The organism is Tissierella sp. MB52-C2 (assembly GCF_030931715.1).
In the GTDB taxonomy this organism is placed as follows: domain Bacteria; phylum Bacillota; class Clostridia; order Tissierellales; family Tissierellaceae; genus Tissierella.
Map to the genome: position 1 here is coordinate 1,498,315 of NZ_CP133261.1, position 13,289 is coordinate 1,511,603.

A 13,289-nucleotide genomic window follows, 5' to 3' on the forward strand; every position below is an offset into this window, starting at 1 on the left:
TATAATATATTGTGTTTTGTCAATAATAGTATATACATGATTTGGAGGTAGCATATGTATGTAAAGGGAATTATTAAAAAAGATAAGAAAACAAAAAAATTAGTGAATAGATTAGAGAGTAAGGATATTGCCATTATATCTCATAAAGATTTGGATGAAATAGCTGCTTTATCTCTAGTAGATAAAAAAATAGCCTGTATAATAAATACAGAAAAAACCATAAGTGGGAAGTACCCCAATAGGGGTCCAGCTATTTTAATGGAAAAAGATATACCAATATTTGAAGTTGAAACTGAAGATATATTCCACAAGGTTAAAGAAGGAGATACAATTGAAATCCTTGACGAGACAATAATGTTTGAGGGAAAAGAAATAGGAAAATGCACATATATTAGTCCTAGTATGATTGAAGAATTGACAAAATTAGGTTATGATAATATAGAGAGGGAATTAGACGCCTTTATTGAAAATACATTAGAATATGCAAAAAAAGAAAAAAGTCTAGTTACTGGAAATATTAAAATACCTAGAATTAATACAGAGATAAATGAAAGACACGCATTGATAGTAGTAAGAGGAAAAGATTATAAGGTGGATTTAGCAACTATAAAATCCTACATAGAAGATGTAAAGCCAGTATTGATAGGAGTAGATGGCGGCGGAGATGCTTTGCTAGAATTTGGATTTACTCCAGATATTATAATTGGAGATATGGACAGTGTATCTGATAAGGCATTATTAATGGCAAAAGATGTAATAGTCCATGCCTACGCCAATGGAAAAGCCCCAGGATTAGAAAGAGTTAAGTCCATAGGAATAGAGCCTAAAATCTTTACATTGCCTGGAACCAGTGAAGATATAGCCTTGCTTTTAGCATATGAAAAAGGTGCCGATTTAATTGTAGCAGTAGGCACTCATACAAATATGATCGATTTTTTAGAGAAAGGCAGAAAAGGCATGTCTAGTACGTTTCTAGTGAGATTAAAGGTTGGTGGAAAACTGGTAGATGCTAGGGGTGTAAATAAACTTTATACTTCTACATTTAAACCGAAATATTTGTGGTTTATTCTAGTAGCAGCTCTTATTCCAATATCTATCTTAATTCTTATAAATCCTATTACTAGAAGTTTATTAACATTATTTAAAATTAAATTAAGATTATTTTTAGGTCAATAAGGAGGTAAAGTATGTTACCCAGTATGCGATTTTATATAATTTCTATAGTCTCCATTTTTATAGCATTGGGTATAGGAATATTCATTGGATTTACCATTGATACTCAAGATTTTATAACTGAACAAAAAAACATAATAAGTGAAATTGTGGAATCACAGTTTGAAACTTTAATTACTGAAAACAAAGAGCTTAAATCAAATGAAGAGAAACTTGAATTTGAAATTAAATACAGAGATGAATATATTGATGCTAGTTATGAATATTTAATCAAGGATAGACTAAAAGGATTAAATATAGGAATTATAGGAACTAATGAAGACTATGTTACATCTGGCATAGGTAGAGATTTAGAATTAGCAGGGGCTAAAGTAACAAATGTCACTACATTAAATAATATTATGATAAATAGAGAGGATTTAAATAATTTATATAAGAGTCTAGAACTAAATATGCCTAAAAATCCAGTAGAATCTACAGTAACTATCATAACAGAATCGATAGTAAATGGAAAAAGAAATGATATACTTGATGATTTAGAAAGACGGGGATTTATAGAGACCATTGGGAATTATGAAGAAAGTGTAGATTATCTTATTATTTGTGGCGGTAGTTTAACTGAATCTTCTAAGAGGATTAATCAACTGGATAGACATATTGTTCTAACAGTTAAGGAACATGATATTCCTATATTAGGAGTAGAAAAATCTAATGTAAATTATTCTTATATATCTGGATATAAAGACTTAGGCATATCCACAGTAGATAACGTAGATATGACCATAGGTAAGGTAGCCATGATATTAGCCATAGAGGGGATGGGTGGAAACTATGGAATTAAGGACACTTCAGAAAGTATAATTCCTCATCTTTATAATTCCATTCAATAATGAGTAGGAGAGATAATATGAAACAAAAAGGTAGACTTGTATGTGTAGTTCCTGTTTATAATGAGTCAGATTTAATTGTAGATACAGTAGAAAATTTAAAAAAGATAGATTCAATTGATGAGATCCTTGTGATAAATGATGGTTCACAGGATAATACGCTGGAAGTAGTCAATACTTTAGGTGTATCTGTAATTAATCTAGAAAAGAATCACGGCAAGGGCTATGCCATGAGAAGGGCAATAGAAACCTTAGAATATGAGTATATAGCATTTATTGATGGAGACTTGGGGGAAACCAGTATTCAGACAGAAAAATTAATTCTTCCAATAATAAATGGAGAAGCAGATGTATCTATAGCCAAGTTTTCAGAACGAAGTACTATGACTAATACTAAAGGTGGATTTGGCATAGTAAAGAGATTTGCCAAAAGTGGAATCTATCTTTTTACTAAAAAGGAAATAGACACATCTTTATCGGGACAGAGGGTTTATAAAAAGCAAGTCATTGAAAAAATGAACTATATACCAGACAGATACGGTATAGAAGTGGCTATGACTATTCAAACTATAAATAATGGTTTTTCAATAATTGAAGTGCCAGTTACTATGAATCATAGATATAGCCAAAGAAATTTAAAGGGATTTATTCATAGAGGAAAACAATTTATGGATATATTAAAAACATTTATAGTAATGTATTTTAGAAGGTGAGTATATGAATTATTATATAATAACTAGCTTTATAATATCTATTATTTTATCTTACATTGGTTTACCAATGGTTAGAGATTTACTATTGAATTCAAATGTTGTCTGTGAAAACTATGAATCTAAGACTATACCAATATCCATGGGTCTATTATTTATATTTGTTCAAGTAACTACACTAGGTATCTTAGAGATAATATTTGATTTTAACAATAACTTTAACTTGGTATATCTTTTAGGAATAAGTTTTATTGGTTTCATAGGATTGTTAGATGACTTAATAGGAGAGAAGAAAGTAAAGGGCTTAAAAGGACATATAAAGTCCTTTTTAAAAGGAACCCTTACGACTGGAGCTATTAAGGCTTTTATGGGGCTTTTTATTGCCTTAGTAGTTAGTTCTTTTATCTCTAATACATTAGGTGATTTTATTATTAATTCTTTATTAATTGGTTTGTTTACTAACTTTATTAACTTATTTGATTTACGTCCTGGTAGGGCATCTAAGGTTTTTTTGATTATCTCTGTAGTATTATTTTTGACTAGCTTTAAAAATGAAAGAAGTTATATTTTATTTTCATTTTGGGGAATACTTATACCCTATATTAGTTTAGATTTAAAGGCTAAGGTTATGATGGGAGATGTAGGCTCTAACACTTTAGGTTTTACATTAGGTATATATACCGCATCATATTTCAATACTATGACTAGACTTATAATTTTAGTGATATTAATAATTTTTCATATTATGGCTGAAAAGGTATCTTTCTCTAAGGTAATTGATAATAATAGATTTTTAAAGTTTTTAGATAATATAGGAAGGTAGTGAAACAATTTGATTAGCTATAAAAGTGGAATTGTAAAATCCATAATTAATGATGAAAAAGATATTACTACAGTTAATGTTAATGTTGAAGGTGAAGTATATAAAGCTGTGAATTACAAAGATTTCACAGGTGAAGTTAATGTAGAGGATGAAGTTGTATTAAATACTACAGCTGTTGATCTTTCTCTAGGTACAGGTGGATACCATTTTATTATATATAACCATAAAAACAAAACCATGGAACTTAAAGGACCAGGGCATATAATGAAATTAAGATACACACCATATCAAATGAGTTGTTTGGTAGCTGAGGAGGAAGATAGTCCATATCATCATATATTTAATGATTTTAAATCTTTAGATAATCATATATTTATTGTGGCTACTTTACACAGTATGGTTGCACCTATTGCTGCCATGATTAAATATATGAATAAGGATTTAAGAATTAATTATATGATGACAGATGGTGGGGCTTTACCTATGGCCTTTAGCAATACCATCCGAGATCTAAAGGGTAAGGAAATTTTAGATAAAACCATAACTGTAGGTCACGCATTTGGTGGAGATTTAGAGACTATTAATATATATACGGGTCTAATAGCTGCCAAGGAAATTCTAAAAGGAGATATTACAATAATATCTATGGGTCCTGGAATTGTAGGAAGTGGTACAAAATATGGTTTTACCGGTATGGAACAGGGTTATATAATTGATGCCATAAATAATTTGGGAGGGTTAGCGGTTGCTGTGCCTAGAATAAGTTTTAAAGACTTAAGGGAAAGACATAAGGGTATTAGTCACCATACTATTACAGTTTTATCTCAGATTACCAATACTAAAGCAAATGTAGTCTTACCTTACTTAGAAGAAGAAAAAGAAGATTATCTCAAGGAACAAATAGACAAATTAAATATTAAAACAAGGCATAATATTATATTCCAAGATGGGGAAGATATTCAAAAGGCAATGGAAATGTTTAATCTAAAAACAAGCTCCATGGGAAGAACAATAAAAGATGATATAGACTATTTCATTAGCCTAGGTGCTGTAGGACAATATGTAGCTAGTCTATTTTAATAGAGGAGGATATTTATGATCTTTGAAGAAAAAACTATGAAATCAGATAAGTTGTATGAAGGGAAAATACTTAATTTAAGGGTAGATACAGTAGAAATACCAGATAAGAAATATTCCAAAAGAGAGATTGTTGAACATCCTGGTGGAGTTGCAATAATACCTTTAACTGAAGATAATTCTATTATCCTTGTAAAACAATATAGAAAAGCAGTAGAAAAATTTCTATTGGAAATTCCTGCCGGTAAACTAGAGTTAAATGAAGAACCAAGAGAAACTGCCATAAGAGAGCTAAAAGAAGAAACAGGACTAGAAGCTAAGAAAATAGAATACATATCAGAATTCTATACTTCTCCTGGATTTTGTAATGAAAAGATATACTTGTTTTTAGCCACAGACTTAATTGAAGGAGAACCTAATTTAGATTCTGGAGAATTTGTTGAGACTGTGAAGTATAATATAGACGATCTTGTTAAGATGGTAGATAGAGGTGAAATTATAGATAGTAAAACCATAATAGGTATTAATTTTGCAAAAAAATATTTAGATAAAAAACAATAAGTGATATTATCCTCCTTTTTAGCATAATAATTTATAAGGCTTGTATACAAAGGGGGAAAATAAATTGATATCTGTAAGAGTTAGAAATTTAAGTAAAAGACATTTTCAAGCTAATTTTATTGTATATTTTATTTTAACTGTTTGTTTTATACTAGGTATAACTGCTGGTGCATTCTTAATTAACAGATTGAATTATGAAGAAAATCTAAAGTTTGCTAATTATTTTAGCTGGATTTTTGAGTATGTACAGATAGGAAATTCTAAATCAATAGATATATTCAAGATATCTTTGTTTTCTAATATAAAAATGGTATTACTTATTTGGGTTTTAGGGTTGATTAGTATAGGAGTATTAGTCATACCATTGATTGTTTCTTTAAAAGGTGCAGCAATAGGGATTACAGTTGGATTTTTAGTTAAGGAATTTGGAATGAAAGGTTTTATATTTGCATTATCAGGTCTTTTACCTCATTATTTAATAATTATACCTGGAATTTTGGCAATAGGTGCAATAGGATTAACCCATTCACTTTATTGTATAAAAAACAAGAAAGTCAGAACCCATGGCAATATTGTAGATTATTCAATTTTAATTTTATTATTTTTTATAGTTATTATATTAGGAGTTTTAATAGAAGGATTTTTTACTCCTTATTTCTTGAATTTAATTGAATTAAATTTATAATTTTTAAAACCATTACAAAGGAGAAGTAAAATGCCAGACAGTATTATGATAGATTATTTAGATTATATAAAAGAAGAGAAAAAATTAAGAAAAAATACATTAGAAGCATATAGCAGAGATATTTTACAATTCAAGGAGTACCTATTAGAACATAAAATCCAAAAATATGAGGATACAAATAAAACTATTATTATTACATATTTAATGAGCTTACAGAAAGAAGGAAAGGCAGCATCTACAATATCTAGAAGCTTAGCTTCAATTAGATGTTTCTTTCAATTTCTATTAAATAACAATATAATCAAAGAAGATCCAACATTAAATTTAAAGTCTCCAAAGGCGGAAAAAAAGATACCGTCTATTTTAACTATTGATGAGATTAATCTTTTATTATCTCAGCCTAAGGCAAATAACTTTAAAGAAACTAGGGACAAGGCTATGCTTGAACTATTATATGCCACTGGTCTTAGGGTATCAGAGATTATCTCAATTGATATTGATGATATAGATTTAGATTTAGGATTACTTACCGTTAAAGAAAATGATAATAATCAGAGAGTTATACCTGTTGGTACATTTGCATTAGATGCATTAAATAACTATATTTCCGTATATAGGCCTAAAGAAGAATATAAAACAGAAGAGCCACTTTTTATAAATTATAGTGGAAGTAGATTGACTAGACAGGGATTTTGGAAGATAATAAAGCAATATACTAATAAAGCTAATATAGACAAAGTCATAACTCCACATACCCTGAGGCATTCCTTTGCTGTACATCTAATAGAAAATGGTGCAGATATTAAGACAGTTCAAGAAATTTTAGGTCACTCCGATATATCTACTACTCATATATATTCATTCGCATCTAATGATGAAGAATTGAGAGAAGTATACAAAAAATCACATCCAAGAGCATAGGAGGAAAAGAAATGGAATACATGAATAAGATTAAAGAGGCAGTTAATTTTATAACATCAAAAACTAAAGATTCACCTAAGATTGGTTTAGTATTAGGTTCAGGATTAGGAAGTCTGGCAGATAAAATTGAAAATCCTACTATAATTAAATATACTGATATACCTAGTTTTCCTAGATCAACTGTAGAAGGCCATGCAGGACAGTTAGTAATAGGAAAGTTATCAGGTAAAATTGTTGTTGCTATGCAGGGAAGATTCCACTTTTATGAAGGTTACCCATTAAAAGATGTTACTTTTCCTATTAGAGTAATGTTTGGTTTAGGTGTAGAAAACCTTATAGTAACTAATGCAGCTGGTGGTGTAAATACAGAGTTTACTCCAGGAGATTTAATGATAATTACAGATCATATTAATTTTACAGGTCGAAATCCATTAATTGGTGAGAACCTAGATAATTTAGGACCTAGATTTGTAGATATGTCAAATCCATATAATAGAGAATATATTAAAATGACTAAAGAAATAGGAAAAAAATTAGGGTTGGAATTAAAAGAAGGAGTTTATATGTGGTTTACAGGACCTACATATGAAACCCCAGCAGAAGTGAAATTAGCTAGAATTGTAGGTGCTGATGCAGTAGGTATGTCTACTGTACCTGAGGTAATAGTTGCAAACCATGAGAATATTAAAGTTTTAGGAATATCTTGTATAACTAATATGGCATCTGGCATACTAGATCAGCCTCTTAACCATGAAGAGGTAGTAGAAACTTCCAATAAAGTAAAGGATAATTTTGAGAAACTGTTAATCGAAGTAATTAATAATATATAATTGGAGTTGAGTTTATGAGAATCTACGATATTATTAAGAAAAAAAGAGATGGTTACTCTTTAAGTACTGAAGAAATTAATTATTTTGTTGAAAACTATACAAATGGAACTATTCCAGACTATCAAGCTTCAGCTTTATTAATGGCTATTTACCTTAATAAAATGGACAAAAGAGAAACTCTAGATTTAACCAAAGCCATGATTAATTCAGGAGATACATTTGATTTATCCAGTATAAATGGAATAAAAGTAGACAAACATTCTACCGGTGGAGTAGGAGATAGTGTAACACTAATATTAGGGCCTATGGTTGCAGCTTGCGGCGTTCCCTTTGTTAAAATGTCTGGTAGAGGATTAGGTCATACTGGTGGTACTTTAGATAAATTGGAGTCTATTAAAGGCTTTAGAGTTGAATTAAGTAAAGATGAGTTTGTAAGAAATACTAATGATATTAATATTTCTATTTGTAGTCAAACTGGCAACATTACTCCGGCTGATAAAAAACTATATGCTTTAAGAGATGTTACAGCTACAGTTGAAAATCTATCTTTAATAGCTGGAAGTATTATGAGTAAAAAACTTGCCATAGAGTCAGACGCCATAATCTTAGATGTAAAGGTTGGTTCTGGGGCGTTTATGAAAAATATAGAAGATGCTATTTCTTTAGCTAATGAAATGGTTGCAATTGGTAATTCTTATGGTAGAAAAACCATAGCTGTAGTTACAAATATGGATGAACCCTTAGGTAAAGCCATAGGAAATGCTTTAGAAGTAAGGGAAGCTATAGAAACTTTACAAGGTAATGGACCAGATGATTTATATGAACTTTGCTTAAAACTAGGATCTAAATTACTTGTCCTTGCTAAAAAAGTCGATAATGAAGAAGATGGAAGAAATATTTTAATAGATGCTGTGAAATCAGGGAAGGCTTATGAGAAATTAATAGAATTAGTAGAACACCAAGATGGGGATATCTCCTATATAAAAAATACTGATTTACTTCCTAAGGCTAAATATATATTAGAAGTTAAATCTAAAGTAGAAGGATATGTGAAATCTATAGATGCAGAAGAAATAGGTAAGGCTGCCTTATATTTAGGAGCAGGAAGAGAAACTATAGAATCTAAACTAGATTTAGCTGTAGGTATTATTTTAAACAAAAAGGTAGACGATAAAGTAGAATTAGGTGAAGCTTTAGCCTATATACATTCAAATGATATGGAAAAGGCTAAAGAAATAGAAGAAAGACTACAGGAAATATACCTTATTGGTAATAAAAATATTGACGAAAAAGAGTTAATTTATAAAGAAATAGAATAAGCTTTTTCCAATTAATGTAAATAACTTAGACATTGCATAACTAAAGATTTTGTGGTTAATATAAAAGCAAACATATGAAATGGAGGTAATAGCTTGAAAAGGAAACTTATATCTGCCATATTATTGCTTTTAATTGTAATCACTTCTATTCCAACGGAGATCTACGCAGAGGAAGATTTGAAGATTAATGCTAAATCTGCAGTACTTATGGATGTTAATACAGGGGCTATTCTTTATAAATTAAATGAGAATGAAAAGCTGGCTCCAGCTAGTATAACTAAGATAATGACCATGGTACTAGGTATGGAAGCCTTAAGTAAGGGTAAGATCACTTTAGATGATAAGGTAATGGTAAGTGAATATGCTGCTGGAATGGGCGGCTCTCAAGTGTTCCTAGAGGCAGGAGAAGTTCAAACAATAGAAAATTTATTTAAGGCCATTGCCATAAGATCTGGAAATGATGCTGCTGTAGCTTTAGCTGAGCATATAGCTGGTTCAGAAGATATTTTTGTAAAGATGATGAACAATAAGGCTAAAGAATTAGGTATGCTAAATACTCAATTCCATAATGCTAGTGGATTACCTAATAATGACCATTATATTTCTGCATATGATGTTGCTTTAATGTCTAAAGAGTTATTAAAATACGAAAAAGTTCATGAATGGCTGACTACTTATATGGAAGATTTGACAGTAGGAAAAAATAAGAATAGTATACAAACCATGGTGAATACCAATAGATTGCTTAAGGAATATGATGGAACTACTGGTGTGAAAACTGGATCAACAAATGAAGCAGGTTTTTGCTTATCTGGTTCTGCAAAGCGAGGTAATTTAGAGTTAATAGCAGTAATTATGGGAGCTACCGACTCCAAGACTAGATTTAATGAAGCCAAAAGAATGTTAGACTATGGATTTGCAAACTATGATTCTGCCGAAATTGGTAAAAAGGGAGACGTTTTAGCTACAATTCCTGTGGAAAAAGGTAAATTACAGGAAGTGGAAGTTATGCTTTCTAAAGATTCTTATATATTATTAGCTAAGGGTAAGAAGGGTAATATTGAAAAAGAATTAGTCCTACCAGATATTATTCATGCACCTATATTAGCAGGAGATGAAATAGGAGAACTAATAATAAAAATAGATGGAAAAGAAATAGATAAAGTCAAACTTATTTCTAAGTCTGATGTGGAAAAAGCAAATCTATTTAATATTTTAAATAAAACTATAAATAGTTATCTAAGAGGAAGATAAATTAATTTAATATAAAGATTCTTATAGAACCTCGACTTTAGTGAGTCGAGGTTGTATAATGTTATAATATAGATTAATAGAAAGAAGGGTGTTAATAATGGATATAATTTATAATTTACCGGGACTTTTTACAGCTATTATATTTCATGAATTAGCTCATGGGTTTGTAGCCTATAAGTTAGGGGATTCTACAGCAAAAGATGCAGGAAGATTAACTTTAAACCCTTTTAAACATCTGGATTTAACAGGATTTGTTTTTCTACTTTTATTTAGATTTGGATGGGCCAAGCCTGTTCCCATAAATTCCTTTAACTTTAAGAATAGGAAACTAGGTACTATAATGGTTTCTTTAGCAGGTCCAGTGTCTAATTTTATAATAGCTATTATTGTTGGATTTATTCTTTCCTTAGATTTGATTACTAACGCCATAGTATTTAAAATATTATTTATAACTCTATGGTATAATGTTATGCTAGGTGTATTTAACTTACTTCCTTTTCCCCCATTAGATGGATCAAAGATAGTAGCATCTTTACTTCCTAAAAAACTAGAATATTATTTCTATAAATATGAAAGATACTTTTATCTAATTCTTATTATTTTAATAGCCACTAATACTGTAGATAAGTTAATGAGGCCTATTATAGACGCAGTATTAAATTTATTGATTTTGATATTAGGATGGTAAAATAGATGAATTATAAAGTAATGATAGACGCCTTTGAAGGTCCTATGGATTTATTGCTTCATCTTATTGATAAGGCTGAAATAGATATATATGATATACCTATCAGTCTTATAGCAGAACAATTTGTTCAATATATACATCAAATGGAAGAGTTGAATTTAGAAGTAACTGGAGAGTTTTTAGTAATGGCAGCTACACTTTTAGAAATTAAATCTAAATTACTTCTTCCAAATAAGACTTCTTCAGAAGATATGCAGTTAGAGCTTGAAGAAATAGATCCTAGGGTAGAATTAGTAAGAAAGTTAGTAGAATATAAAAAATATAAGAATGCAGCAATGGAATTAAAGAATTTAGAAAATATTTATTCTAAAGTTTATTATAAGCCAAAAGAGGATTTAATAGAATTTGAAGATGACGAATTTCAACTTGAAGGGTTAAATATAGAGATATTATTAAAGTCGATAAATAATATTATTAAGAAAAGAAGTAGGATAACATTAAGCTTAGATGTTGGAGAAATTCAAAGGGAAGAATATACATTAGAAGAATGTATGGAAAAAATTAAAAACCATATATCAGCAGGAGAAGTGCTTAAGTTTAGTTCTTTAATTAATGAAGAGAGTACTAAAAACGAGATAATAACTTATTTTTTATCTGTACTAGAATTAATTAGAATGAAGCATATAAATGTATTTCAAGAAGAAGATTTTTCTGACTTGAATATTAGTAGAAGAATAGAAGAGGAGTAATATATATGGATTCTAGAGAGATAAAATCTATTATTGAAGCCTTATTATTTACTTGGGGTGATCCTTTAGAAGCTAAGGACATAGCTTCAATCTTAGAGTTAAATAAAGAAGAAGTATCTAATATTATGGATGAAATGATAGATGAGTTTGATTATAATATGAGGGGAGTCAAAATAATAAAAATAAAAGATTCCTATCAATTAGGAACAAGGCCTGAACATTTTTCATGGATAAAGAAACTGTCTAATCCTAAAACAGTAAAGGGATTATCTAATGCAGCATTGGAGACTCTATCCATTATCGCCTATAGGCAACCTATTATTAAATCTGATATAGAAGCCATAAGAGGTGTAAGATGTGATAAAGCAGTAGAAACACTAATGGATAGAGAATTGATCAAAGAAATTGGAAGACTTGAACGGGTAGGACGGCCAATACTATATGGTACTACTGATGACTTTCTAAGGGCCTTTGGATTGGAAACATTGGAGAATTTACCGCCATTAAATGAACTTATGGATAATTTAGATAATATAGAAGAGGAAGAATAATACTAAATTTTAGTATTATTTTCTTTTTTTTGGAAATATTACTTAGTAACCTAAAAAGGAAGTGATGAAGTGATATATATTATTATCTTTCTATCTTTAGTTTTATTACTATTATTTCTTATACCTATAAAAGTAAAGATGTACTATGAATTTGCTGAAAAGTCTAGATATAAAGTAACAATTACATATTTGTTCGGACTTATAAAAAAAGAAATTGATTCCACAAGAAAGGAAAATATAGATAAAGAAGTAGATGATGAATTTAATATTAAAGGAAATCATAAATCCTACGTACAATATATAATCGATAAAGGTCATATAAAAAAAATGGATTTTAAAGTGAATATCGGATTTGAAGATCCTAGTTTGTTGGGCATGTCCTTCGGTATTGTTTGGGCAATAGTTAATGTTGTACTTAGTTATATTCTTAGAAACAAAGATATAAACAAAATTGAAGAAAAAGATATACAGATAAACCCTTTATTTAACATGGATATTTTTGAAATGTTTTTTTTATGTATAATTAACGTAAATTTGGTTTATATTATTATTGCATACATTAGAACTTTAAAAGAAATTAGAGAAGGTGGGGAGAGTATTGCCAGAACATCCAATAGAAGGATTAATGAAAACTACAATGAATAATTTAAAGGAAATGGTAGATGTAAATACTATAGTAGGTGATGCCGTACATGCGGCAGATGGCTCTGTGATAATACCAGTGTCTAAAATCTCTTTTGGATTTGCATCAGGTGGTAGTGAGTTCAATATGGGAAAAAACAATCCACAAGAAGAGAAACTTCCTTTTGGTGGTGGAAGTGGAGCGGGAGTTTCAGTATCTCCTGTAGGCTTTATTGTAGTTGGTAATGAACAAATAAAATTATTAACAGTAGATGAAGGTAGTAGTGCTTTAACAAATTTATTTGGATTCGTTGAGAAAATGGCTGATAATTTACAGCAATCATTCGGTAATAAAAACGACACTATGAGTACTCAAGGAAGCACAAATACTACTGAAATGCAGTAAAAGTTTATAAATAATTTTCAATAGGAGCAGGATA

General features: G+C 29.6%; 16 protein-coding genes. All 16 read left to right on the forward strand.

The window, feature by feature from the left end; translation table 11 throughout:
- The first annotated feature begins 54 nt into the window (after window positions 1-54).
- The 16 genes from steA (at window position 55) to ytfJ (ending at window position 13,255) form a co-directional block, all read left to right on the forward strand.
- Entirely contained in the window at window positions 55-1,176 is a 1,122-nt protein-coding gene (gene steA, locus RBU61_RS07325; RefSeq protein ID WP_308878981.1) for a putative cytokinetic ring protein SteA, read from the forward strand.
- Between the two features lie 11 nt (window positions 1,177-1,187).
- Window positions 1,188-2,063: a copper transporter gene (locus tag RBU61_RS07330; RefSeq protein ID WP_308878982.1), complete on the forward strand. Its 876-nt coding sequence runs from the start codon at window positions 1,188-1,190 to the stop codon at window positions 2,061-2,063.
- Between the two features lie 17 nt (window positions 2,064-2,080).
- The gene (locus RBU61_RS07335; RefSeq protein ID WP_308878983.1) at window positions 2,081-2,773 is read left to right on the forward strand and encodes a glycosyltransferase family 2 protein; all 693 of its coding nucleotides are present in this window, start codon (window positions 2,081-2,083) and stop codon (window positions 2,771-2,773) included.
- Window positions 2,774-2,777: 4 nt separating this feature from the next.
- Entirely contained in the window at window positions 2,778-3,593 is an 816-nt protein-coding gene (locus tag RBU61_RS07340; RefSeq protein WP_308878984.1) for a phospho-N-acetylmuramoyl-pentapeptide-transferase, read from the forward strand.
- 9 nt (window positions 3,594-3,602) lie between these two features.
- Window positions 3,603-4,673, forward strand: coding sequence for a DUF3866 family protein (locus tag RBU61_RS07345; RefSeq protein ID WP_308878985.1), 1,071 nt, complete (start codon window positions 3,603-3,605; stop codon window positions 4,671-4,673).
- Window positions 4,674-4,688: 15 nt separating this feature from the next.
- On the forward strand, window positions 4,689-5,231 hold the full coding sequence (locus RBU61_RS07350) for an NUDIX hydrolase (RefSeq protein ID WP_308878986.1): 543 nt from the start codon (window positions 4,689-4,691) through the stop codon (window positions 5,229-5,231).
- Window positions 5,232-5,295: 64 nt separating this feature from the next.
- Window positions 5,296-5,916 carry a stage II sporulation protein M gene (spoIIM, locus tag RBU61_RS07355; protein WP_308878987.1) on the forward strand — a complete coding sequence of 207 codons (621 nt, stop codon included), beginning with the start codon at window positions 5,296-5,298 and terminating at the stop codon, window positions 5,914-5,916.
- Between the two features lie 30 nt (window positions 5,917-5,946).
- On the forward strand, window positions 5,947-6,837 hold the full coding sequence (gene xerD / locus RBU61_RS07360; protein WP_308878988.1) for a site-specific tyrosine recombinase XerD: 891 nt from the start codon (window positions 5,947-5,949) through the stop codon (window positions 6,835-6,837).
- A gap of 11 nt (window positions 6,838-6,848) precedes the next feature.
- A complete protein-coding gene (locus RBU61_RS07365; RefSeq protein WP_308878989.1) occupies window positions 6,849-7,667 on the forward strand; it encodes a purine-nucleoside phosphorylase in 819 nt (272 codons plus the stop codon).
- Window positions 7,668-7,681: 14 nt separating this feature from the next.
- Entirely contained in the window at window positions 7,682-8,986 is a 1,305-nt protein-coding gene (locus tag RBU61_RS07370; RefSeq protein ID WP_308878990.1) for a pyrimidine-nucleoside phosphorylase, read from the forward strand.
- Window positions 8,987-9,079: 93 nt separating this feature from the next.
- Entirely contained in the window at window positions 9,080-10,240 is a 1,161-nt protein-coding gene (locus tag RBU61_RS07375; RefSeq protein WP_308878991.1) for a D-alanyl-D-alanine carboxypeptidase family protein, read from the forward strand.
- 97 nt (window positions 10,241-10,337) lie between these two features.
- The gene (locus RBU61_RS07380; RefSeq protein WP_308878992.1) at window positions 10,338-10,928 is read left to right on the forward strand and encodes a site-2 protease family protein; all 591 of its coding nucleotides are present in this window, start codon (window positions 10,338-10,340) and stop codon (window positions 10,926-10,928) included.
- Between the two features lie 5 nt (window positions 10,929-10,933).
- A complete protein-coding gene (locus RBU61_RS07385; RefSeq protein ID WP_308878993.1) occupies window positions 10,934-11,677 on the forward strand; it encodes a segregation/condensation protein A in 744 nt (247 codons plus the stop codon).
- Between the two features lie 5 nt (window positions 11,678-11,682).
- Window positions 11,683-12,228, forward strand: a complete 546-nt coding sequence (gene scpB / locus RBU61_RS07390; protein ID WP_308878994.1) for an SMC-Scp complex subunit ScpB — start codon at window positions 11,683-11,685, stop codon at window positions 12,226-12,228.
- A gap of 69 nt (window positions 12,229-12,297) precedes the next feature.
- Window positions 12,298-12,873 (forward strand): DUF2953 domain-containing protein, encoded by a 576-nt coding sequence (locus tag RBU61_RS07395; protein WP_308878995.1) that lies wholly within the window; start codon window positions 12,298-12,300, stop codon window positions 12,871-12,873.
- On the forward strand, window positions 12,827-13,255 hold the full coding sequence (gene ytfJ, locus RBU61_RS07400) for a GerW family sporulation protein (RefSeq protein WP_308878997.1): 429 nt from the start codon (window positions 12,827-12,829) through the stop codon (window positions 13,253-13,255). The genes RBU61_RS07395 and ytfJ overlap by 47 nt, the downstream gene beginning before the upstream one ends.
- The last annotated feature ends 34 nt before the right edge of the window (window positions 13,256-13,289 follow it).

Excerpts from the sequence above, each read along its gene's own strand:
- steA (WP_308878981.1), top strand. The coding sequence starts at position 55 with ATGTATGTAAAGGGAATTATTAAAAAAGATAAGAAAACAAAAAAATTA.
- RBU61_RS07330 (WP_308878982.1), top strand. The coding sequence starts at position 1,188 with ATGTTACCCAGTATGCGATTTTATATAATTTCTATAGTCTCCATTTTT.
- RBU61_RS07335 (WP_308878983.1), top strand. The coding sequence starts at position 2,081 with ATGAAACAAAAAGGTAGACTTGTATGTGTAGTTCCTGTTTATAATGAG.
- RBU61_RS07340 (WP_308878984.1), top strand. The coding sequence starts at position 2,778 with ATGAATTATTATATAATAACTAGCTTTATAATATCTATTATTTTATCT.
- RBU61_RS07350 (WP_308878986.1), top strand. The coding sequence starts at position 4,689 with ATGATCTTTGAAGAAAAAACTATGAAATCAGATAAGTTGTATGAAGGG.
- xerD (WP_308878988.1), top strand. The coding sequence starts at position 5,947 with ATGCCAGACAGTATTATGATAGATTATTTAGATTATATAAAAGAAGAG.
- RBU61_RS07365 (WP_308878989.1), top strand. The coding sequence starts at position 6,849 with ATGGAATACATGAATAAGATTAAAGAGGCAGTTAATTTTATAACATCA.
- RBU61_RS07370 (WP_308878990.1), top strand. The coding sequence starts at position 7,682 with ATGAGAATCTACGATATTATTAAGAAAAAAAGAGATGGTTACTCTTTA.
- RBU61_RS07380 (WP_308878992.1), top strand. The coding sequence starts at position 10,338 with ATGGATATAATTTATAATTTACCGGGACTTTTTACAGCTATTATATTT.
- RBU61_RS07385 (WP_308878993.1), top strand. The coding sequence starts at position 10,934 with ATGAATTATAAAGTAATGATAGACGCCTTTGAAGGTCCTATGGATTTA.
- scpB (WP_308878994.1), top strand. The coding sequence starts at position 11,683 with ATGGATTCTAGAGAGATAAAATCTATTATTGAAGCCTTATTATTTACT.